18 protein-coding genes and 2 tRNA genes are annotated in these 22,740 nt (G+C 48.3%); 5 read left to right on the top strand and 15 right to left on the bottom strand.

Annotation, left to right across the window (positions count from 1 at the left end; all coding sequences use genetic code 11):
- The first annotated feature begins 212 nt into the window (after positions 1-212).
- Positions 213-395, top strand: a complete 183-nt coding sequence (locus tag BQ7367_RS04620; protein ID WP_072524409.1) for a hypothetical protein — start codon at positions 213-215, stop codon at positions 393-395.
- A 111-nt stretch (positions 396-506) separates the two neighbouring features.
- Here BQ7367_RS04620 and BQ7367_RS04615 read toward each other — a convergent pair.
- The 8 genes from BQ7367_RS04615 to BQ7367_RS04580 all read right to left on the bottom strand — a co-directional run bounded on the left by BQ7367_RS04615 (position 507) and on the right by BQ7367_RS04580 (position 10,263).
- Positions 507-578: transfer RNA gene (locus tag BQ7367_RS04615), tRNA-Cys, on the bottom strand.
- Positions 579-625: 47 nt separating this feature from the next.
- Positions 626-697: transfer RNA gene (locus BQ7367_RS04610), tRNA-Glu, on the bottom strand.
- Between the two features lie 56 nt (positions 698-753).
- Positions 754-1,743: an RpnC/YadD family protein gene (locus BQ7367_RS04605; RefSeq protein WP_072524408.1), complete on the bottom strand. Its 990-nt coding sequence runs from the start codon at positions 1,741-1,743 to the stop codon at positions 754-756.
- A gap of 310 nt (positions 1,744-2,053) precedes the next feature.
- Entirely contained in the window at positions 2,054-2,827 is a 774-nt protein-coding gene (locus tag BQ7367_RS04600) for a hypothetical protein (protein WP_072524407.1), read from the bottom strand.
- Between the two features lie 33 nt (positions 2,828-2,860).
- A complete protein-coding gene (locus tag BQ7367_RS04595; RefSeq protein WP_072524406.1) occupies positions 2,861-3,619 on the bottom strand; it encodes a hypothetical protein in 759 nt (252 codons plus the stop codon).
- Between the two features lie 106 nt (positions 3,620-3,725).
- Complete coding sequence (locus tag BQ7367_RS04590; protein ID WP_072524405.1) at positions 3,726-4,226, bottom strand: hypothetical protein; 501 nt, start codon at positions 4,224-4,226, stop codon at positions 3,726-3,728.
- Between the two features lie 100 nt (positions 4,227-4,326).
- Positions 4,327-4,899 (bottom strand): hypothetical protein, encoded by a 573-nt coding sequence (locus BQ7367_RS04585; RefSeq protein ID WP_072524404.1) that lies wholly within the window; start codon positions 4,897-4,899, stop codon positions 4,327-4,329.
- Positions 4,900-4,905: 6 nt separating this feature from the next.
- Complete coding sequence (locus BQ7367_RS04580; protein ID WP_072524403.1) at positions 4,906-10,263, bottom strand: leucine-rich repeat domain-containing protein; 5,358 nt, start codon at positions 10,261-10,263, stop codon at positions 4,906-4,908.
- 484 nt (positions 10,264-10,747) lie between these two features.
- Between BQ7367_RS04580 and BQ7367_RS04575 the strand changes: the two genes are divergently transcribed.
- The 3 genes from BQ7367_RS04575 (at position 10,748) to BQ7367_RS14995 (ending at position 13,176) form a co-directional block, all read left to right on the top strand.
- Positions 10,748-11,347, top strand: coding sequence for a 50S ribosomal protein L25 (locus tag BQ7367_RS04575; protein ID WP_072524402.1), 600 nt, complete (start codon positions 10,748-10,750; stop codon positions 11,345-11,347).
- A gap of 247 nt (positions 11,348-11,594) precedes the next feature.
- Positions 11,595-12,821, top strand: coding sequence for a transposase (locus tag BQ7367_RS04570; RefSeq protein WP_442855351.1), 1,227 nt, complete (start codon positions 11,595-11,597; stop codon positions 12,819-12,821).
- A complete protein-coding gene (locus BQ7367_RS14995) occupies positions 12,808-13,176 on the top strand; it encodes a transposase (protein ID WP_442855350.1) in 369 nt (122 codons plus the stop codon). The genes BQ7367_RS04570 and BQ7367_RS14995 overlap by 14 nt, the downstream gene beginning before the upstream one ends.
- Before the next feature lie 105 nt (positions 13,177-13,281).
- Here BQ7367_RS14995 and BQ7367_RS14775 read toward each other — a convergent pair whose 3' ends face one another.
- Positions 13,282-13,890: a transposase gene (locus BQ7367_RS14775; RefSeq protein ID WP_235837548.1), complete on the bottom strand. Its 609-nt coding sequence runs from the start codon at positions 13,888-13,890 to the stop codon at positions 13,282-13,284.
- Entirely contained in the window at positions 13,878-14,441 is a 564-nt protein-coding gene (locus BQ7367_RS14770) for an IS110 family transposase (RefSeq protein WP_235837547.1), read from the bottom strand. The genes BQ7367_RS14775 and BQ7367_RS14770 overlap by 13 nt, the downstream gene beginning before the upstream one ends.
- A 12-nt stretch (positions 14,442-14,453) precedes the next feature.
- Here BQ7367_RS14770 and BQ7367_RS14880 point away from each other — a divergent pair, with 12 nt between their 5' ends.
- The gene (locus tag BQ7367_RS14880) at positions 14,454-14,588 is read left to right on the top strand and encodes a hypothetical protein (protein WP_268874766.1); all 135 of its coding nucleotides are present in this window, start codon (positions 14,454-14,456) and stop codon (positions 14,586-14,588) included.
- Between the two features lie 181 nt (positions 14,589-14,769).
- Here BQ7367_RS14880 and BQ7367_RS04560 read toward each other — a convergent pair whose 3' ends face one another.
- From BQ7367_RS04560 to BQ7367_RS04535, 5 genes are all read right to left on the bottom strand, one after another.
- Positions 14,770-16,851, bottom strand: coding sequence for a beta-propeller domain-containing protein (locus tag BQ7367_RS04560; RefSeq protein ID WP_072524401.1), 2,082 nt, complete (start codon positions 16,849-16,851; stop codon positions 14,770-14,772).
- 21 nt (positions 16,852-16,872) lie between these two features.
- On the bottom strand, positions 16,873-17,436 hold the full coding sequence (locus tag BQ7367_RS04555; protein ID WP_072524400.1) for an RNA polymerase sigma factor: 564 nt from the start codon (positions 17,434-17,436) through the stop codon (positions 16,873-16,875).
- An 822-nt stretch (positions 17,437-18,258) separates the two neighbouring features.
- Positions 18,259-20,532 (bottom strand): hydratase, encoded by a 2,274-nt coding sequence (locus tag BQ7367_RS04545; RefSeq protein WP_072524398.1) that lies wholly within the window; start codon positions 20,530-20,532, stop codon positions 18,259-18,261.
- A 175-nt stretch (positions 20,533-20,707) separates the two neighbouring features.
- A complete protein-coding gene (locus tag BQ7367_RS04540; protein ID WP_072524397.1) occupies positions 20,708-21,328 on the bottom strand; it encodes a zinc ribbon domain-containing protein in 621 nt (206 codons plus the stop codon).
- 12 nt (positions 21,329-21,340) lie between these two features.
- The gene (locus BQ7367_RS04535; RefSeq protein ID WP_072524396.1) at positions 21,341-22,738 is read right to left on the bottom strand and encodes a DUF6612 family protein; all 1,398 of its coding nucleotides are present in this window, start codon (positions 22,736-22,738) and stop codon (positions 21,341-21,343) included.
- Positions 22,739-22,740: the final 2 nt, after the last annotated feature.

Raw genomic sequence — 22,740 nt, 5'->3', positions numbered from 1 at the left:
TGTATACGGATTAAACGATATGAAACTCATTTTTTAACAATATAAAAAATAAGTTTACACACATGTTTTCATTTGCAAATATCTTTAATTATTCCGTTTATTTCTTGTTGTGTCAAATAAGAGTGTATAAATCGAACAATTTTTGCAATAAAATGTATTATAAACGTAACGACTTGTAAACATATACATTAAAGAAGAACGGAGAGATTGCAATGGGATTCAGAATTGAAAAAGAGACGTATAAGAACAAAACACTGAGACTTCCTGAGAAACTGATCGACAGCTGTTCCAAAGTCGCCGCTCAACATGAGATATCATTTAACGAACTTGTGATACAGGCATTGGAATATTGTCTGGAAAATCTTGAGGCGGATGATGGCTTATCACTGAAATAAAGCTCTAAAAGCGGAAAAATCAGGGCAATTTATTTTTTCTGTATAAAATTTGATACTGATTAATCTGCATAAAAAAAGGAACTCAAAATAATGTGTTCTGAGTTCCTTAAAAGGCGCAGACCGGATTTGAACCGGTGAATCAGGGTGTTGCAGACCCACGCCTTACCACTTGGCTACTGCGCCTTGAGTATGAGCACTTAGCGACTGTATTTTAGTCGCTTACGTGCGACTGACCCCGACGGGAATCGAACCCGTGTTACCGCCGTGAAAGGGCGATGTCTTAACCGCTTGACCACGGGGCCATTGTAATGGTCACTGCATATGCAGTGACCGTTTTTTATATTAACATAACCTGGATTCAATTGCAAGAGTTTTTCTCCGGAATCTCCATACCGTTTGGTCCGCTGTTTGAACCTGCCTTTTCCAGCTGTTTTATCATCTTCCGGACCATGGCTTCATCTTCTTCCAGATCAGCCGCAATTTCAGCAGCACTCTCTCCTTTCTTCAACTTCTTTCGGATGAGATTCTGCAGCAGCTCAGTCTGTCCTTCGGCAAATCCTTCCGCATGACCTTGGGCATGACCCTCTGCATGGCCTTGGGCATGGCCTTCCTCCCAGGCCTCTTCCCGCTCCATCCGCATGTGCTTCTCCTGATCATATTCAAATATGCTCATGCTCTTCGCCTCCGCTCTGTGTTTCTCCAGAAATTCCTTCAGGATCCCTTCCCCGATGCATTCCCGGATCGCCCGTTCCACCGCGTCCTCCAGTTCCATCTCCCTGACATACTTCCGGATCCGGTCCGTATACTCTGCATAATCCCGCAGGCTCCGGCATGCTTCCTTCAGCTTCCGGTTGTGCTCCCCGCACAGGTTCAGCATCACCGCTTCCAGCTCCAGTCCGCATTGCTCTCCCTTTGCGGTAAACATATCTGACAGCCGCAGCACCTGCCGCTCCGGCATCTCCTCTCTCCCGTTATAGAAGATCAGAAACTCCGGCCCCGGGATCTTCACTGTCCGCGTCCCGTACAGGTTCGCCTCCCGGGTCATCCCCGAATACAGGTTCGAGATGTAGAACAGGAACCGCAGGGGCAGGTTCGAGCTGTAAGTGGACTGATGCTCATACAGGGAAAGCCTTCCGTCCACCACAAAGGAAATGTCATTCCTCATGGACATATAGATGGCGTTCTCCAGGGTATTCACTTCCAGCAGTTCCGGATCTGTGTAATGCTTCCCGCTGATGGCATTATACAGTTCCAGCAGGTTCTCCTTCTCTGTAAACAGCATGGCAAATACCGTGGACTTATAGGTCCGGTTCACATGGGTCTCATTGGTGTCTTTCGTGTCCTTCATAGGCGCCCTCCTCTTGTAAAACTGGTGCAGGAGGCCCCGCCTTCTTCTGTCTCCGGGAAAGCCTCTCTGCCATATTGATTGGGGATAAAAGCATTGAAATTCTTTCCTGGATCTGTTATCAGAACTTTGACACGGCACATGCCGTCTGAGAATAAACCATGATGGAAATGTGGAAAATGCTTTGTGTTTATACTACCATATCTGTCTCAGAATTTCTACCAAAATGCGCAAAATCTCTTCACTATTACTCCCGAAAACCAAGAAACCGGAAGCAAGTCCGCCTCCGGTTTCTCTATGTCTGTATATCCCTCTATTCCTGCGCCACTGCCACCAGCTCAGCCTTAACTTCTCCCCCGTTCATCTCCTGCTCATAATCCTCAAGATTATATGTGGAGATCCGAATCGTCACGGGATATGTCCCCGCTCCGAATGTCCGGTCAAACTGCACCTCTGTCACCGCATTTCCCGGCGGGATCAGCCGGCTCTCATAGATTGTCTCCTCTGTCTCGTCCAGCACGATCTCAAACTGAAAATAGCAGGGGTTCTGATCCGGATTCCACAGCGCCACATAAGCCGTATCTGTACCGGCCGCTATTGTGATCTGTTCATAGCCCGGCAGAGTGATCCGGTCCGGATCAACATTCTCCGGCAGTTCTACATCCGCTGTATATTTTCCCGCTCCCGGATCAATATCCGGCCCTTCTTTCTCCTGAAACAGGTAATATACTCCGGCCGCGATCCCGGCAATGACGGCAATGAGAAGGAGCAGTTCTAAGATCCGCTCTGCCAGCCTGCTCTTTCTTACTGCCAGATAAACGTTCTCTCCCACCTCGATGTATCCTGCCGTCTTATACAGAAAATGCCCGGCAGGAAGTTCATAGTATTTCTCTGTCTCCTCCCCCAGATGCCATTCCCCGGCTTCTTCTCCACATCCCTCACCAACGGCTCCGATCACTGTATAGCCGCCGGCTTCTTTCGGATATCGCTCCTGGAAAGCCCGGCAGGAGTATCCCTTTGCCTCTCTTCCTTCTCCCAAAGGCCAGGTCTTGTCACATTCTTCCCGCTCTCTTAAACGGTATTCCATCCTTTTTCTCCTCCCTGTCTGCTCCCCTTCCGTCTATTGCTCATATACGTTCAGAGTACATTCGATGTTTCCGCCATTCATAGGCGTCTCGGCATCCTCCAGCGAGAACGTCTTAATGACGATCTCCAGATCGTAAGTGCCCGCTTCAAAGGTCCGTCCCAGAGGCACTTCCGTCACTGCTTTCCCCGGTTCGATCAGGCCGCTCTCGTAGAGAGTCTCTCCTTCATAGGTCACCTGAAACTGGAAATAGCAGGGATTGCTCGGCGGATTCCACAGCGCCACATAGGCCGTATCCGTCCCCGCAGCCATATTGATCTCCTCATATCCCGGCAGGGCGATATGATCCGGGTCTGTGGATCCCTGGTACTCGAACGACGGCTCGTAATCCTCAGCGTTGGGATCCAGCCCCTGCCCGTCTCCTCTTCCGGCCAGATACCAGATCAGCACCCCAAGGCCCGCCACAAGAGCGATGGCAAGGATCAGCAGAGCCAGGTTCCTGGGAAGACGGTTCTTCACCACAGCCAGAAACTGTTTATCCCCGCAGTCAATATATCCGTCAATGCCATGGGTAAACCGGGAATACTGAAGCGTGTAATAAGGCACGCTGTCCTCCTCCGTATGGAGACGGCCGATGGGCCTGCCCATTCCGCTCCCGATCCCTCCTGCCAGGATATACCCTCCCCGGGGAAATTTTTTCTTCATTCTTGCTTTGCTGTAATATTCAATAATAGAGCCGTCTGCCCTCTTCAGCTCTTTGTCATAGCCTTTTCTCCTGATGTAAGAAAGGTCCAATGCAGATCACCTGCTTTCTATAACATAATTTCCGGGGAAAAGGCGAATGCCCCTCCCCCGGTGAAAGGCGGGCTGCTCTGCAGCCCTTCTTATGAAGTTGTTGACTTTACTCTTTTGTTACCGTATATGTAAGAGTATCTGTATGGTCTCCTGCCTGTGTAGCAGTACCTGTCATCACAGCTTTACCGCTGATTTCCTCTGCAGTAGTCTCGGCCAGAGTTCCGACTGTTCCGCTGTTCGCCGTCTGTCCGCTGTATGTCAGCGTATACTCTACCGGGTCAGCGCCGCCTGCCAGTTCAAGCTTGTACTTATGCGCAGAAGCAACGGCTACATTAACGCCACTGACTCCTGAAATGCTGCCGCCCTCTGTGGCAACCAGTTTTACTGTAGCGTCAACTTCCTTTATATCATCCGTAAATACGATGCTGCTCGGAACTTCCACTGCCCACTGGGGATCTTCCGGATTGTCCGGATCCGGGATCTGATTTGTGTTGTTGTAGCTGACTTTTGTTTCAGCCTGATTGTCCTCCAGCGCAAATGCTGTTGTAGCGAACATTGCTGTAGCCATTGCAGCTACAAGAATTCCACTTAAAATTCTTCTTTTCATTTTTTCTCCTCCTTGAAAATGAAATTTTGTTGCTCCGCCGGAAGTCCGGCGTCATATGTCAAATGCACTTTGTGTGCACACATATGCGGTTCATATGCATTTAATCTAAATGGCTTTGCTGTTCTTTCTTATTCTTCTTTGACAGATACGCAAGAACCAGTCCTGCTCCTGCCAGCGCCGCCATATACCCAAGCATTCGAGACGTATCTCCGGTCCTGGCTGCGTCTGCTCCGGAACCTTCCTGTCCGACTTCTCCTGATGACGTATCAGGAACGAACTCTACTCTCAGGACAGCCCCCGTACTCTCCATGGAAATCTGAATCTCTCCAGAAAGCGCCTGCTGTGTCAGATCTTCTGTTCTGGACAGTTCCGGCTGCTCGTAGATAACTCTTCCGATCCTGTATCCTTCGTCCGGCACGATCCGGAAAACCTTGGTCTCACCCACAGACAGCTGGTACTCCACGATACCGTCCCGGATGTCCTTTTCTCCATCCCGGATCACACCGTTGCCCGAAGCTTCAACGCTTAAAGTGTATTTCCCATCCCGGGAGACGGTAAAGCTGACTTTTGTCTCCGCTTCTCCTGTTTCTGCCGCCCCTGCCGTAAGTACGGTAAGTACAGTGAAGGAGCAGACGGCAAGAATACCTGTGATTGCTTTTAATATTCTCTTCATACTTTTCTACTCTCCATACCTCACCGTATAATTCATTATTCCCGTATAAATTCCCCGGGTATTGGGATCCTGCTCATCCTTTACCGCCCGGATCTCGAAGGCCTGTTCCTGTTTGCCTGATACATTCAGCACCGCAAGCCTGCAGCGTCCTTCCACCAGGCTTCCTCCGAATTTCTTTCCGTCTACATAGATATTGCAGTTCAACAAATCATTCTCTTCATTTCTGATCACAAATGTGGCATCCGACATGATCGTAATATCCTCAGTCACTACATCTGCTCCCAGTCCCGGAGCCACTTTCACGGATGACTCGGCCGAGGCCTCCACGGTCCTGCTTCCCTCTGTTTTCTCCAGCTCGATCTCTTTCGGAATAATCACAAGAGCTGTCGGTTCATCCGGATTGATATGGACTGTGATCTCCTTCTCCATGCCGCTTCCCGTGTGGATGACTGTGATCTGGACTTCACCGCCTCCGCATGCCCGCACTTTGGCAAGATCATCTTCTGTAATACTGAAAGCCCCCAGGGAAGTCTCTGCAGAGCCGCCGGAGCTGTCTATTTTGTTATATTCCGGCGCACACTCCGTCAAAAGATCTGTCACGGTGATATCTTTTAATTCGCTGGCATTGACCGTAATGTTAGAGGCATATATGCTCTGGGAACGGTCATCGGATATTACGCTGCCGTCCCGGACTACCCGGATCATGCGCTGTTCGCTGTGAGATCCGTCCGGAATATCTGTCCATTCATAAGTGACATCATAATCTCCGGATTTACCCGCTGCAAAATCTGCGTCAGAACCGACCGTAGCTGTGACAGTATCTGCCGCTTCTTCCGGATTCGCTGTAATCAGGCCAAGATTCTTTAAATTCTCTGCATCCGCGCCCTGCTTTGCCTCGGATTCTGTAACGATCCCATCCTTAACCGTAATATCCTGTACGTTGGTAAATGTGATCGTTCCTTCCAGATTCGGCGTGTATGTATTCGCAACCTTTAAACTGAAGTTAGCCTGAGTTTCTGTGGTCACTGTCTCGAGCGAAATCTGGCAGAAGATATCATCAAAACTGATTCCGTCTCCCGTGACTGCCGTCCCGCTTTCCAGAACAAACTCCGCAGTTTTATAAACTGCGTCTTCGGTATCATATGTAACCGGAAATACCAGCGTCTGATTTCTTCCTTCAAACTTGTACAGATTCGACATAACCCCCAACGACGGTACCGTCTTTAAATGATTGAATCCGCAGTCGATCTCCACCAGATTCCTTATTCTTCCAAAACTAAGACTGGTAAGTTCATTATGCGCGCAGTACAGAACCCGCAGATTTTCAAGGTACGCGATATTCAGCGAGGTCAGCTCGTTTGCGTTGCAGTTCAGTGTCTCCAGCGCGGTAAAATAATTGATTCCGGTAAGATCTTTGATGCGTTTTCCCTGGCAGTTCAGCGTGGTGATGCCCGCAATCTCTTCCACAGTGAAGAATCCGTCTTTCCCTTCTTCTAATTCAAGAAGAACGTTCCTGAAGTTTTCGTCCGGGAAATTCTTTTCGTTTATAACGATACCTTCCGGATAACTAAAGGCAACTGTACCACTCAACTGATATCCCAGGTCATACTCCGATGCGTTTGCTGTCTCAAACACCGTTGACGCAGGGTTGTCTGTAGAATCCAGTAAAATGTATCCACCTTCATCTACTTCTGCACCCAGAGCCGCTCCTGATGGCAATCTTGGATTCAGTGCTGTGTTAAATACCGGCTCCGTACTTTTCCACTTACCGCTGCCAAGATCATATGTCATTGTTATCGGCAAGCTCTGATTACTTCCCCGGAAATTTTCCTGGCTTTGAAATACACTTGCCGTACACTCTATTTCCCGGATACTGTTACCGCTGATATCCGCATTTTCAAGCGTACATCCTGTCAGATTTATACTGCTGATATTGTTATTCTGACAATATAAATCATCCAGTGCTGACATACCGTTCAGATTCAGGCTTGTCAGACTGTTTCCTGAACAGTCAAGGGTGTTCAGAGATGTAAAATACTGAATTCCGGTCAGATCGGCTATTTCCTCTCCTGCGCAATTCATGGATGTGATCGTTGACATCTCGCCGTCAGTTATCAGTCTGTCCTGTCCCCAGCTCTGCTCAAGCAGCCATGCCCGGAAGTTATCATCAGGGAAATTCTGTTTTATTATAAGCAGTCCAAACCCTTCAAAATAAGCAGTTCCTTCCAGGCGCGCGCTTCCCTCTTCGGGAACCCCTGTCAAAATATACTGACTATATTCCACATATCCTACATTGAGCCCTACTATCGCACGCCCCTCTGAATCTATCCGAATCGAATAAGGCGAGAACATATAAGTGCTATTGCTCCCTTTAAATACGCCCGGCTCTGTCTGATACTGGTAAGGATTAATCGGAGTAACCGGCACAATCAGTTCCTGATCTGTAGCAAAAAGCGCTTTTATCGTCTGTTCCTTGCTGAACTTTATCGTTGTCAGATGATTCCCGGTACAGGTCAGCCGCTCCAGAGCCGTAAAATATTCGATTCCGGCCAGATCCCAAATTCCTCTGTTGGAACAGTCTATTTCCGTGATAGCAGCCAGCTCTTCCAATGAAAGGAAGTTGTCATCTACTCCCCAGTTTTCCTGTTCCAGAATATAATTTCTGAAATTCTCATCCGGGAAATACTCTTCTGTTATCCATACACCGGTAAACCTTTCCAGCTGTACAGTAATTTCTTTTGACAGACCGCTGGCAGTGTGCGTGACGGTGATGACTTCACTGTCATTTTCCGACTGGTTTACTTTATCAATATCTTCTTCTGAAATGCTGAAGTCCGCAATATCCGTAGAAACATAACTGGTTTCATCGCCTACATATGTATATTCCGGAGCGCTCTCTGTCAAAACTTCCTCAGCCGTAATAACATCGTCTGCGTTTATCGTTATATCCCCCGCATAGATACTCTGTGATCGGTCAGAAGAAATCACACTGTCATCACGGACAATATATACATCCCGTTCTTCCTCATGGGCTCCATCCGGAAGATCCGACCATGTATATGTAACACGGTATTTCCCCAGCACACCTTCCGAGAAATTCCTCGTATTATCCGGTGTTGCCGTAACAGTATCTCCCATATAAGAAGGGTACCCGCTGATCAAGTCATTCTCCGATAATACAGCGGATGCATCATCCGACTGCGCTTCGGTCTGTGTAATAATTCCACCCTTGACAGTAATATCTTTCACGTATGAAAAAGTAACCGTACCTTGAAGATAGCCCGAATAATGCGACTCTAAAACTTCCAGACTGAATCTTACACTGGGCGTTTGTAATATATTATTGATCGTAATCGATCCATCGTCTCCAAGTGTGGCCCCGTCACTCTGTATCAACTCTGTTCCCGGTTCCAGCACGCCGCTTTCCGTATAATAATGTATGTATCTGTTGTATTCAACCGGAGCGGTAATCGTCTGTCCGCCAGCAAAAAAGGTTCCTATCGACTGCTGTCCTGAAAGATCCATGTTTGTCAGATGGTTCCTCTGGCAGTCAAGATAATTTAACGTCTGGCTGTTTCCGGTAACCAAGCTGGTCAGTTCATTATCTGAACAGTATAGATTCCTCAGAACTGTGTTACTGCTGACATCCAGTTCTGTCAGATTGTTATCCGAACAGTCCAGGGTTATAAGTGAGGTGAAAAATCCAATCCCTGTCAGATCCTCTATTCCCCGTCCACTGCAGTTTATTTCCGTAATCCCGGTCAGCTCGGTATTTGTAATGACACGATCCTTTCCATAATCCTGCTCCAGAAGAAAATTACGGAAATTTTCATCGGGGAAATTCAGTTCGTCAATCGTAAATCCGGATTCACTATATGTAAGGTTCATTGTCCCTGTCAGCGCTCCCAGAGATTGATCTTCAAAAGGATATGCCGTAAAGCCTACATTTGATATACCACTGTTACTTAATGACCAGATATATCTGCTGTCTTTATCGAATCTGATATTAGAATTTGTTATAGTAGTCGATTCCGGGAAAATACCTGCAACACTTCGATACCGCATCCGGCTTCTGTCTTCGTACAATCCGACTTCCGGCGTCTGAGAACTTCCGTCAAATTCTGTCAGACTCGACGCGTCAGCGCATTCTATATTGGTCAGCTTATTCCCGCTGCAATTAATCTCTTCTATCCTGCTTGAATTTATAATCAGGCTTTCAAGTTCATTGTCCTGACATTCCAGCCATTTTAAGGCTGTATTAGGCGAAAAATCAAGCTGTGTAAGCCGGTTGTTATCACACTGCAGGGAATATACTTCCTTATTATTTGCCAGATTCAGTTCTGTAAGCTGATTATTATCGCAATAAAGAGTGCTGATCTCCGGATTCTCGCTTAAATCCAGCTCAGTCAATTGATTATAACGGCATTCTAAATGATACAGTTCCGGATTATCGCTCACATCCAATTCTTTCAATTGATTACGCCCGACATTAAGATACTGCAACGCAGGGTTGTTGCTTAAATCAAGTTCTGACAGATCATTGCCACCGCATCTCAGCCACTCAAGATTTATATTTCTGCTTACATCCAGTGAAGCAATACTATTATAGGAAACAGCTAAATCCGTCAAATTTATATTTTCACTTACATCCAAACTGGTCAGTTCATTGTAATCAATTTCTAACCTTTCAAGCGCTGTATTCTCGCTTACATCTATGCTTAATAAATTATTATTGTTGCATTCTAGTTCCTTCAGGTTTGTAAAATATTTAATTCCCTCCAGGCTTTCTACATATCCATATGAAGAACTTACTCCTGAAGGCAGCTCAATAACTGTAATATTCTCTATCTCAGCCGCTCTGATCACGCCGTCCGCGCCATATTCCTGATCCAGCAGAAAATTCCGGAACGCCTCATCCGGAAAATTTGTTGAATTTATCGTCACATCACCTGCTGCCCTGGGAGCTTTTGCCGGGGCATTTTCTTCCGTATCCTGACTTTTATCTTCTGTATTTCCTGAATCTTCTATATCACTGACAGTATATGAAAAAGTTTCTTCTGTTTCTGATCCTTCCCCGACTCTGTATACTACGGTAAATTCATAATCGCCGTTTTCTGTGGCATGATACGTTGTCTCAACAGCGTTTTCCTGGACGGTTCCATCCGGGGTCTCGATCCGGACGATCTCTACATCTTCCGCTGCTTTAGACACGGTTATCGTTACATCGGAAGAAGCCTTGTCCTCTGAAAGCTCTTCAGAAAACACGGCCTGCACATACTCTGCGGCGTTTACGAGCATATCCCACTGAAATACTCCCACGGTAAGTAACAGAGACAGAAGTCCTGCCATTATTCGTTTTATCATTGGAATCTTTCTTTGATACTGGTGTCTTTTCATAACCCTGTCACACCCTTTTCCTTTAAACTTTATATTTAGAATAACTCCGATATGCTTATGACTGTTCTTGATGCCTGATAAATCGGCCCGTAGAATTTATTTTATTTCTGATCCTTCTGCCTTCTGCGGCAGAAGTTAAATCGAAACGGAAATGTTTCTTTTTCACTTTTACACATATTATTTTGATCGCATTTTATATTACTATTTCTATTTGTATTTTGCAAGTATTTTTACTGAATTTTTACACCCCCCCCCTGAAAATTTTTTATTATAATTGACTGCAAATCCTTATTTTCCGCCTCTTTCCATCTTACGTAAAATTTGAAATACGGATCCCCTTGACACCGGTGCTATACTATAGGTGTAACAAAGAAATACACTTAACAAGACCTGCTTGTGATGAAAAGTTGAAGGCTGCTAAGCGTGATTCAGTGATTGGAGGAAAAGATAAATGAATACTTTAAAAGCTGAAAAAAGAGACATGACGATCAAAGCCAAGAAACTCAGACGTGAAGGATTTGTTACGGGATGCATCTTCGGCCGTGAGATGACGGAATCCATTCCGCTCAAGATGACGAAAAAAGATGTGGACCAGCTGCTCAAGACAGAGGGCAAAGGAGGAAGAGTACGCCTTGAGGTTGAAGGCCAGACTTTTGACGCTCTCATTAAAGAGGTTGATTACAACGCGATGAAAGGCTGGGTGGATGAGATCGATTTCCAGGCTCTGGTGAGCACAGAGAAGGTACACTCCTCTGCGGAAATCCATCTTCTTAATGCAGACAAGCTTGTAGCTGGCGTCGCCCAGCAGATGCTGCATGAAGTTGATTTCCGGGCTCTGCCATCCGCTCTGGTAGAAAAGATCGAGCTGGATATCGGAGACATGAAAGTCGGAGATACGATCCATGTGAAGGACCTTGACATCGCGAAAGATAAAGATGTAGATCTTATGACAGACCTGGACGCGACTGTCGTAATCGTAACAGAAGTCCGCGCTTCGGCCGCCGCTGATACGGATGCAGATGAAGCGGCTGACACCGCCGCTGAAGAGTAAGCGGAACTGTTTTGGCGATTTCATCCTGAAGAAGGGGCTATCGGGAAATAGATAGTTCCAAACAGGGGCAGGTGTGACTCGCACGAGTCACACCTGCCCCTGAGTTTATCCCCTAAAAAGAGAAAGATGGCTAACGACAACCATCCTTCTCTCCGTTCCATGTTATAATGGAACTATGCAAAAACAAGATTATTATAACGACTTTTTTGAAATTGGGCAACAAAAAATTAACTTCAGTTTCTTCGAATTGAATTTACCCGATGACGATCCAGTCTATACCCTGAAAAACGTGATGGAGGAATTAGATTTTTCAGGCCTGTTGGCCTGTTATTCAGATAAGGGAAGAACCGGGTATAATCCAATCATGCTGTATGCTGTTGTTACCTACGCAAACATGCGCGGGGTCAGGGCGGTTGACCGTATTGTAGACTTATGCCAGAGAGATCTTGCCTTTATCTGGCTGACCAAAGGGCAGAAGCCTCAGCGGGATGTTTTTTACGATTTTAAAGGGAAAAAGCTGACGGGAGAAGCGTTAGATGAATTGAACTATCAGTTCATGCGCCGTCTGGAAAAGGAAGGGCTGATCACGCTGAAAGAGCTTTATATCGATGGGACAAAGATCGAAGCGAATGCAAACAGGTATACGTTCGTCTGGCGGGGCAGCCTGAACTATCACCTTGTCAAACTGCTGGACAGCATAGATGCCCTTTACGCAAAGTATAATGCCTTTCTGCTTGAGAATGGATACGGCCCCAAATACGACCTCGGGGATGCCCATATGTTCGTGATCGAAGGAATGGATAAAGTCAGGAAGGTTATCGCGGAAAACAGGAAACGGAAGCTGACAAAGCATAAGAAGATCTCCAATAACACCATCATCGAGATCGATCACTGTTCCCCGCTTGAGATCCTGAAACTGCAGAAGAACCTGATGCGGATTGCAGAAGGAGAAGGGATCCGGTTCGTTTTTGGAAAGGGAAAACATAAGCCGGAAATCCAGAAGCTCTACGAGGAACTGGAAGAATGCGGGAGCCGCCTGATGGAATATAAGGAATGTTTTGAGATCATGGGGAAAGACCGCAACAGCTATTCAAAAACCGACCTGGAAGCAACCTTCATGCGGATGAAAGAAGACCATATGCTGAACGGGCAGCTGAAACCGGCATACAATGTCCAGATCGCGGTAGAGAATTACTTTATTGTCCACGGATATGTAAGTAATGACCGGACAGACTACAATACGCTGATCCCGGTTCTGGAAAAGCACCGGAACGCGTTTGGGGATACCCTGGAGGCAGTGACGGCTGACAGCGGCTACTGCAGTGAAAAGAACCTGGTATACCTGAAAGAGAATGAGATCCGGAGTTATATCAAACTTCAAGACCATGAGAAGCGGAAGACACGGGCGTACAAAGAGGACATCGGGAAGTATTCCAACATGACATACACCGTCTTTGAAGATGAGCATTATTGATATCTGCCATGATGGAAGGGAGCTGCGCCATATCCGGACGGAGAGCAAAGAGCAGGACGGCTATACCCAGACGGTAGAGGTATACGGCCGTGCGGACTGCAGCGGCTGTGAGCAGAAATCCAGATGTCTTTCTAAATACGAAGCCGAAAAAAATCCGGACCGGAATAAGGTCATGAAGATCAGCGAACGCTGGGAAGAACTGAAGGAAGAGTCCAACAGGAATATCCAGAGTGAAGAAGGGATCCTGAAACGGCAGATACGGTCGATCCAGACAGAGGGGCACTTTGGAGATATCAAAGAGAATGAAAACTTCCGGCGGTTTAACTACCGTTCAGAGGTGACAAACTATAAATAGTCAAGAGGATTTTGGAAGTTTTTTGATGTATAAAAAAGGGTAACTTTAACAGACCATCTGAATACATCGTATTTCAGATGGGACAACGTTTATTGATGTAAGCAGCTATCTGAGTTTTTGGGTGTTAAAGTCTGTCCCCTGCCTCTCCAATGCATAGATGACTCTAACAAGCTTTTTGGCAACATGAGTGATCGCGACTCTGTGTGGTTTGCCTTCTGCACGTTTTTTAGCATAGTAAGCTGCGAATGTCATATCAAAACGAATTAATGGAAGACAGCAGTTGATGAGGACATACCGGAGCCGTGATGAGCCGTGTTTTACCATCCGCCCTCCGTGAGATTCTGTTCCTGATTCGTTTATGTCAGGTTCAATGCCGGCAAAGGCGAGCATCTGAGCCGGTGTAGAAAAATTTGACAGATCTCCGTATTCAGAGTAGATGACAGCGGCAGATATGGGACCGATTCCGGGAACGGACATATAGTGAGGATGGACCTCCTCGATCAACTTGTTGATTTCTGCTTCCAGTGTGCCAATCTCCTTTACAAGAGATTTGTATAACGTAAGAAGGCTGTTGAGTTCCACATCAAAGATAGAATTATTTATGCCGACCGTATTGGCAGCAAGTTCTTTTAGGCGAAGGAACTGCTGTGGGGAGAAACGTCCTCTTGATAAAGAGCGGAGTTTTTCATAAGAAGCGGAGTTCATTCGTGCCATTTTTCAGCAGAACCGTAGTTTTCGAGCAGATACAGTGCAGTTTTAGATAAGCGTTCATGAAAGAATGGCTTAAACTCAGGAAAAGTGTGATCCAGAACGTTTGTGATTTTCACAAGATAGAAAGAGCGCTGTCGAACCAGCCTATCCCTTAAACGAGTTAGTGACTTTAGAGAGTAAGCATGGTAAAATCCTTTTGAATGGGGTTTGTACTCTACTGTCATTAACCAGCGGGCTATTGATTCGCAGTCAACAGAGTCGGTTTTGGTACGCCTGAGAGAAGAGGATTTCTTATATTCCTTGATGAGGAGTGGATTGATTTCCATGAAGCTGTGGTGGGCATTCTCAAGGAAAAGTTCCAGATTGAGGGCATAGTGGGCAGTAGATTCAAACCCTATTTTTATATCCTCGGGATTGGAGAGCGAATGTAAAGTTTTGATAAGCTGTTGAAATCCAGAGTTATCATTTTTGATAGCAAATTTCGTAACGACGTTTTGATCAACTGCGGAGAGGATGCAGCAATCGTGTTTGTACTTGGAAATATCAATTTCCAATCACTATCTAATATGATTGGATTATACGAGAAGGTATATAAAGAATTCATGCTGTATGCGATTGGCAGGAATATCATGAAATACCATCGATTTTTACATCATGAGATTGAGAAATACGAAGGGAAAAAGGAGCAGAAAACCGCTTAGCGAAAGGCGTGCTTCAAAAAATCCAGACAAGGGGATTTTGTGCCCTGAAATAAGGGTTACAAAAGGGAAGAGACTGTCCACTGGAGAATTCAGGACTTAAAAAAGTCCGAATTCCCTGGGATTGTCTCTTCCCTGCATGTCAGGGGCTAAAAATCGGTATTAACCGACAGCCCCTGTCTGTTTACAGCACGATATCATCGATCTTCTCAAATCCGTCCAGCGTATAGGATATTACGGTATTTCCATCCACCAGATAGAACCGCTCTCCCGCATACAGTCCTCTTACATTTCCATAGGACATCAGTTCTCTTGAAAACACTTCCCGGAATCCTTCCGTCTCATCATAGGAGAACATATAATATTCTGTCGTATCTCCATAAGCCGTAAATCCAAACAGATTTTTCTCCACGTCCACAAACACTGCCCGATAATCATACACATCTGTGCCGTACATATCCTCCAGAACATACTTGGACATTTCCGTCACATCCGCCGGATCAGAAATATCGAACATAGACACCTTGACCCCCTCCGTGGTCACGCCCTCCTCATCCACATCCATCCCGATGCCCAGCAGGCGCCCGCTGCCGTAGGGATGCAGGTAATCGGAGAATCCCGGGATCTTCAGTTCTCCGATGATCCTGGGATCTGCCGGATCAGAAAGATCTACTGAAAACAGCGGGTCCACCTGTTTAAAAGTGACAAAATATCCTACATCTCCCATAAATCTGGCGGAATAAATCTGCTCCTCTTTTGCCAGATCCGTGATCTGTCCCGTGATCTCCAGCTCTTCATCCAGCACATACAGAGAATTGCTCTTTGCATCCTCCGAGTCAGAACGAAACAGTCCGTCTCCCAAAATGGGAACTGCATTCCCTGTGTCACATGGCTCCACCGTAGTCACCAGGCGCAGATATCCGTTATATTCATCAATACTGAAGGAATTGTTGAGTGTGCCGTCTATTTTCGTCTGGCCCACGCCTTCCAGCTGCCCGTCATGATAAGATATCTTGCGGACGGATGTCTGGGTCACATCAGCCAGTCCATAGTAAGATTCTGTGATATAGATATTTTCCGTGCTCACATAACAGATCCCCGAATTCCCGAACACTGCCTTGCCATCCGTCTTTTCCGCCGGATCGGCAAGGGAGAACGCCGAGATCACCGTGTAAGAGTTTCCGGTCCCGCCCTGAGGCATATAGATATCCGACGCCTCCAGCATCCCGCCCTGAACCTCAGGTACATACAGATCGACACCGGAACGCGGCGCCGCGGTATCCGCATAAAAATCACTGAGCACATACAGATATCCGTCTCTTGCCCGCATGGTATTGTAGGTTCCGCTCTGGGAAATGGTACTCAGTTTCTCCGGGGCTGTCGGATCGCTGATATCATAAACATCCGTACAGGTAAAATTCCGGAAATATCCGTCATATCCTGTTTCCCCGTCATCATACTCCGCCCGGTAATACAGCACCGCCAGCCGGTCATCCTCCACGTAGATCTCCCGGATTTCACCATCCTCATCCACACCGATCTCGGCCAGCTCATCCATCTCATCAGACCGAATGTCAACAATTCTGACCTTCCCCCTGGCAACGAGATACAGATATTCACCGTCTGTCTTGACAACATCGGCTTCTCCAACCCCTTCTTCCCTGACATTGGTATCTGAATAGTCCCCGGTAGCCGCTCCGGTATTTCCAGTGTCCGCAGCTGCCCCACTGTCCATCATGGCGCTTTCCTCGGTGCTGTAGGCCACAGCCCCGTCGCCTGTGGCGCTGCCGGAATCAAACAGGCGCGCCTGTTTTTCCTGCTGTTTTACCCCTTCCTGAATATAATCATAGATTTCATCATAATCTGCTGCCGTGACCATATTCTCCACGGTCCCGTCTTCCGTCCCGCCGGCTTCTGCCATGCTGCTCTCCGACGCAGAATTCTTTCCGGATACGGCTTGATCCGCCGTGCCGGAAACAAGATTCCCCAGCCCGCCAAAGTTCACAGCAGCCACGATTCCGACCGCAAGACAGAGGCAGGCCGCCGCGGCAATCCCCGCGTTTTTCCTCCAGTATCTCCCGCCGCTCTTTCGCTTCTTCTCCCTTTTCCTCTTCAGCAGCATCTCCTCCACTGCCTCCGGCTCCAGAGAAAGCGGCACCTGCACATCATCGGTCAGATCACGCAGCATCTCTTCCATCTGGATCTCCTCTGCCCGCGCCTCTTCTGTTCCATTCCCGTTTTCCCATTTTTTCTCATTTCCGTCCATGTCCGTCCTCCTTTCCGATGCTCAGATCAGAGCGTTCCTCATCTTTTCCAGCGCACGGCTTTTTCTCGAACGTACTGTGGCCGCGTTTTTATCCAGCATCCGGGCAATCTCATCACTGCGGTAACCCCCGAATACTGAAAACGCAACGATCATGCGCTCCTCTTCGTCCAGACTGTCAAACGCCCGTCGTACGTCGTGCCACTGGGCATAATCCGGCTCATGCCCTTTCGGCTCCCTCCGTCCGGCAGTTGTGCCTTCAGACTCTTCTGCTTCCAGACCGGTCTCTGCCCGATGAGCCAGCTCTTTCTGTCCGCTCTTGAGCATCTTTTTACACTGATGGTTCAGAATCGTAAACATCCAGTTTCTGAAAGAATCCTCTTTCCTGAGCCTGCCGATCTTCTCATAAGCAGTCATGACTGTCTCGCTCACCGCGTCCTCCGCGTCCTGCCTGTGCCTTGTCATGTACAGGGCAAATCTGTAAAGATCCTGATAGATTCCCGCATACAACCGGGAAAACGCCTTCACGTCGCCTCGTTTCGCCCGCCGGATCAAATCCGGCTCCGGGCTGTTCTCATAATCGTACATCCGCTCCCTCCTCCCTTCCTGCGCGCCGACAGTGGAATCTGGTCTTAGAATCGTTCCTTTATATTAATTAGAGTCATCCGGACATGGAATTGTTGCATCAAAAAATAAAAAATCTGAGTTTGTTGTGGTGGTGGATGTATCCGCCGGGGAAGGAAGAGGATATCCATCTCGGGCACGCTCTCGCTCGGGGCAGCAACGCAGCGGCACATAAGGGCGCAAAAAACGCGCCCCAAATGCCGGCGTTGCCGCACGGCCCTCGACGGACACCTCTTCCTTCCCCGGCTCCCCATCCTCCCCCTCAACAATCTCGCGATTTAGAAGTGATCATGAAAGTAGAACGTTATTGACTATATATCCTGCCTTCACGAAAGTCAGAAAACATATGCCCGAGATTCGTAAATATCTTTTTTTCAATAGCATTCCGCTTTCGCATTACTTTCTGATCGCGAGATTGACGGGGGATGAATCGTGACGACGGAGAGGTGGATAAAGTGCAGAGCAGGGAAAGAGCAGCGATCGGAAGAGCCTTTCTGCGGCGGCAGATGGGTGGACCGACGACTTTGAAGGAATCCGCAGAAAAACTTAAGGGACTTAAGCTGCACCGTCAGGCAGGCCGATGGGATTGTCCGAACGAAGTGAGCTGCCCATCGGCCTGTCTTGCTTTTAGGTGGAGCTTAAGTCCCTTTATGTTTTTCCCGGATTCCGGAACGGAGGCGGGACACCCATCTGCCGCCGCAGAATATGGTTTTTCGAGAGCGGCTCTTCTCTGTTCACCAAGCTCTATCCATCCTCCCCGGTGTCTCCTGAATCATTCCGGCAAACTCAGATTGTCGCTTTATAGTAGTTGATGAGGCATCCGTCCAGTATGATCTGTCTCTCGGCGTCCGTCAGGTCTCCCAGCCTCAGGTCGATCTCTTTCAGGTCACCGTCTACTACATATGCCTTGATAACCTCTGCTTTTTCTTCGACTGCTTTTCTGACATCCGGCACGAAAATATAATCTCCGTTCTTGAACGGAAGGTGTTCATGATCCGCATCCGTCAGGAATGGAAGCATTCCCCAGTTGATCAGGTTGGAACGGTATCTCTTTGTAGCGTATTCGATGGCGATATTCGCCCAGCCGCCCAGTACTTTCTGGCAGGAAGCCGCCTGTTCTCTCGCGGAACCGTCGCCTGGTTTCACAGCGAAGATCGTGCTCCCCACTCCGATATTGCCTTTGCCCGCTTCCGGATAAGTCTTCTGGATCGTCTCCATCACAGGCTTCAGTTCTTCAAGAGCGTCGAAAGGACATGTGCCCGCCTCGATGGCTTTCTGCGCTTTCTGTACTTCTTTCGCCCGTCCCACGTATGCGGGATCTTTTCTGGAAAGCGCGAACTCTGCAAGTCCGAGTGGATTTGAACGGTAAGAAGAAGTCTCTCCGGAGGGGATCAGCTCGTCCGTTGTGGTAACCGGATCATGGATCTCAGATACCACTTTGACGATCAGGTTCTCCGGCAATGCTGACATCTCCGGCCAGTCTTTGATGTTGGGTCCGAACTGGATCTCCACATCCGGATCTGCCACGCCGTGGCTGTCAAAGACACGGTTTGCGTAAATATTGCTGTCAAAATGATATTTCTGTCCCTTGTACTCTACATCCATGGCTGTAGCCGGTGTAAGGAATCCTTTGTTGGCCGCTGTCGCCGCGATCGAGCGCGCGTCCATGAGCGCCACGGAAGAAATCTGCCCGCTCTGAAGTTTGCTTCCTTCACGGTTGGGGAAATTCCTTGTGGTGTGACGGATAGAGAACGCATTGTTCGCCGGTGTGTCCCCCGCGCCGAAGCAGGGCCCGCAGAACGCAGTCTTCACAACCGTTCCCGCCTCCATCAGGTCGGCCACCGCGCCGTTCTTCACCAGTTCCATATAGACCGGCATACTTGCCGGGTATACACTGAACGTAAATGCGTCAGATCCGATATTACGCCCTTTTATAATGTCTGCCGCGGCGCAGATATTTTCAAATCCGCCTCCCGCGCAGCCCGCGATGATCCCCTGCTCCACATAGAGCTTTCCATCCCGGATCTTATCCTGAAGAGAATACTCGACCGCTCCGTCCAGACTGATCAGCGCTTTCTGCTCCACATCGTGGAGGATGTCTTTTAAGTTTGCATTCACCTCGTCAATGGTATAGACATTGCTGGGATGGAACGGCATGGCGATCATGGGTCGGATCTCGCTCAGGTTCACATAAACACAGCCGTCGTAATAAGTACAAGCGCCTGGATCCAGTTCTTTATAGTCTTCTCTTCTGCCATGGATCTCGTAGAATTCTTCAATCTTTTCATCTGTGGTCCAGATGGAGGACAGGCAGGTTGTCTCTGTGGTCATAACGTCGATGCCGATCCGGAAATCCGCGCTTAAGTTCTTCACGCCCGGGCCCACGAATTCCATAACTTTATTATTTACGTAGCCGTTCTTAAATGTAGCTCCGATGATCGCCAGGGCAACATCCTGAGGCCCCACGCCTTTCATAGGCTCGCCGTCCAGGTAGATCGCGATCACTCCCGGCATCTTGATATCATATGTCTTATTGAGCAGCTGTTTTACAAGCTCCGGTCCGCCTTCTCCCATGGCCATGGTGCCCAGGGCCCCATAACGGGTATGGCTGTCGGAACCAAGGATCATCTTCCCGCCGCCAGCAAGCATCTCCCTGGCGAACTGATGGATGACCGCCTGGTGAGGCGGAACATAGACACCGCCGTACTTCTTGGCGCAGGTCAGCCCAAACATATGGTCATCCTCGTTGATGGTCCCGCCCACCGCGCACAGACTGTTGTGGCAGTTGGTCAGCACATAGGGGATGGGGAATTTCTTAAGCCCTGACGCCCTCGCTGTCTGGATGATCCCGACAAACGTAATATCGTGGGATGTCAGCTTGTCAAACTTGATCTGCAGGTTCTGCATATTTCCGGAAGTATTGTGGTCTTTTAAAATACCGTAAGCCATCGTGCCGCGCGCGGCTTCTTCCTTTGATACCGGAACCTGGACATTTCCTGTATCTTCCACTATCTCAGTGCCATTTAAGAGATAGACACCATTGTCATATAAACGAATCATGTGAAACCTCCTTTTTACGATTGATACCCATTTATCTTACCACATTTCACTTGCCGAGTAAAATTTTTCTTGGGAAAATCGCGTACAGGGCTCCTCTTGGGGAAGTGCCTGCGAAGATTTCACATGATTCCTGGATTTTATGCCATTTTGGCTTCTTATATTAAATTTTCTTCTTTCAGTTCACGAACAGTTCTCTGCGTTTTTTAAAGTAGACATAATTCAGCGGAAGGAAGATTGCCGCTCCGATGAGCGTGCCCATCACCGTGCCCACAATATCCCCCGTGGCTGTAAACACCGCGTCTGATGATACTGTCGACAGCGCCCCCATGGCCGCGAACAGATAGACAAGGGAGGAGGCCATTACTACCGCGGTAAATCCAATGTAGAGAGCCGGCGCGCCTTTTACATAGTGGGCCAGTCTCTGACGGATGAGGATCGCGCACACGGTGATCGCAATGCACACAATACCGTAGATCACATCCACTGCCTTCAAAGGCGGGCAGACAAGGTACACCAGTTCCGCGGCTCCTTCATACTGTGCGCCCGTGATCAGGACAATTGCTGAAATCGCCATCAGGACCGCGCTTGCGAACAGCTGGAAGTAAATGATAAATTTAAACCATTTCATCGGATATATCTGGGGCGGGTTCGGCCATGACTGCTGCTCACCGGCCTGAAAATTTTGCGGCTGCTGCGCGTTTTGTCCGCTGTTGTCCTGGGCGCTTACTTCCCGGCCGCATCCAACACAGAATTTCGCTCCTTCCGGTATCTCTTTTCCACAGTATCTGCAAAACATCTCTCATTCCTCCTATTCCATATGATCAAGACTCATAGACTGCACCAGCCCGGTGCCGGCTTCCGTATCAATCGTACACCCGTTAAAATAGCTGTCCTGCGCGTACCAGTAATAAGAGTTGCCATACTCCTCATCCTCATAGACATCGTCCGCGTCTCCGTAAGCCGCCAGCACATCGTCCTGTGCAGAACCGATCTGAATGCCGCCGGGGAAAATCACGGTAAGTCCGCCGTACTCCACGTTATAAGAGTAGACCGCGACTCCTCCGACCAGACAGTCCTTCAGTTCGATCGGGCTGTCCGTAGTATTGACCATGTCTGCCATGATCTCATTGCCGCTCACATCTACGAACCATGCCAGCTCATACTCTCCTGAATTGACAACATAGTCTTCCGGTGTATACTCCCGGTCCATCGTGACGCCGGCCGCTTCCAGTTCAGCGATCGTACAGGGAAGAGTCACTACCGTATCATTAATCTGTACGGTATAGCTTTCCCAGTCATCCCCCAGATCCGCGTTCTGTTCTGCCGGTTCCGCGGGCGTCACCCCTGCCCCGCCGCCGTCAAGATCCAGAAGCCCGCCATCGTCCCCGGATGCATCTTCTGCCTGAGAAATCACATCTTCCGGCACTTCAATGGCGTCTACACTGTCATACTCTGTAAATGTGATCTCTATATAGCAGGCCGGCAGCTCAATGCCTGCTTCCTCCACCATCGGAGCCAGTGTATCTCCGATATCAAAGCTGAGTCTTGCCGGAAGGATACTGTCCCGGTAAATGTCGATCGTGCACGGGAATGTCAGAGACTCGATAGCCTCGGCTGCCGTACCGTATTCGCCCAGGGAATCCAGCAGATCTGTGTCCATGATCTCCGCGAAGATGTCCCCGTCCAGTTCTCCGTTGAGCTCAAAGCATTCCTTCCCGTTTACGTCCACCAGTTCCGCGTTTAGATCAAACTGATCCGCATAATCTTCCATACTGCCGGTTATCTCCTCCAGATCGCCGGTCATTGCTTCCACGTCACTGGTCTCTTTTGTCCACTGATTTTCGAGCATGGTATATGTGATATACTCATCGTCCTCTCTGACCATGTAGACCTCTGTCTCGGTTCCCAGAGTTGTCCCGCTCATTTCTATATCTACAGTTCCTTTTCCGTGAGATGCCTCCGGATCGCTGGTGCTCTCCATATCCATATCCATCCGGAGCGCCATGCTCTGGGAATCGTAGGCCATCTCCATCTCCATCTTGATGTTCATCAGGACGGATTCTATGGCCTGGGAATTCTTTTCCATATCCCGGATAAGATTTTCCGGTGTGGCCTTGGTCCCTCCTGCCCTGCATCCTGCCAGCAGCATCGCTGCCATTGCCGCTGCCAGTCCTGCAGCGGCCAGTCTTTCTTTTCGTCTTTTCATTA

Source organism: Clostridium sp. Marseille-P3244 (assembly GCF_900120155.1).
Taxonomy (GTDB): domain Bacteria; phylum Bacillota; class Clostridia; order Lachnospirales; family Lachnospiraceae; genus Mediterraneibacter.
The sequence above is the reverse complement of the archived record's forward strand: the minus strand, read 5'-3'. Positions and strand labels throughout refer to the sequence as shown.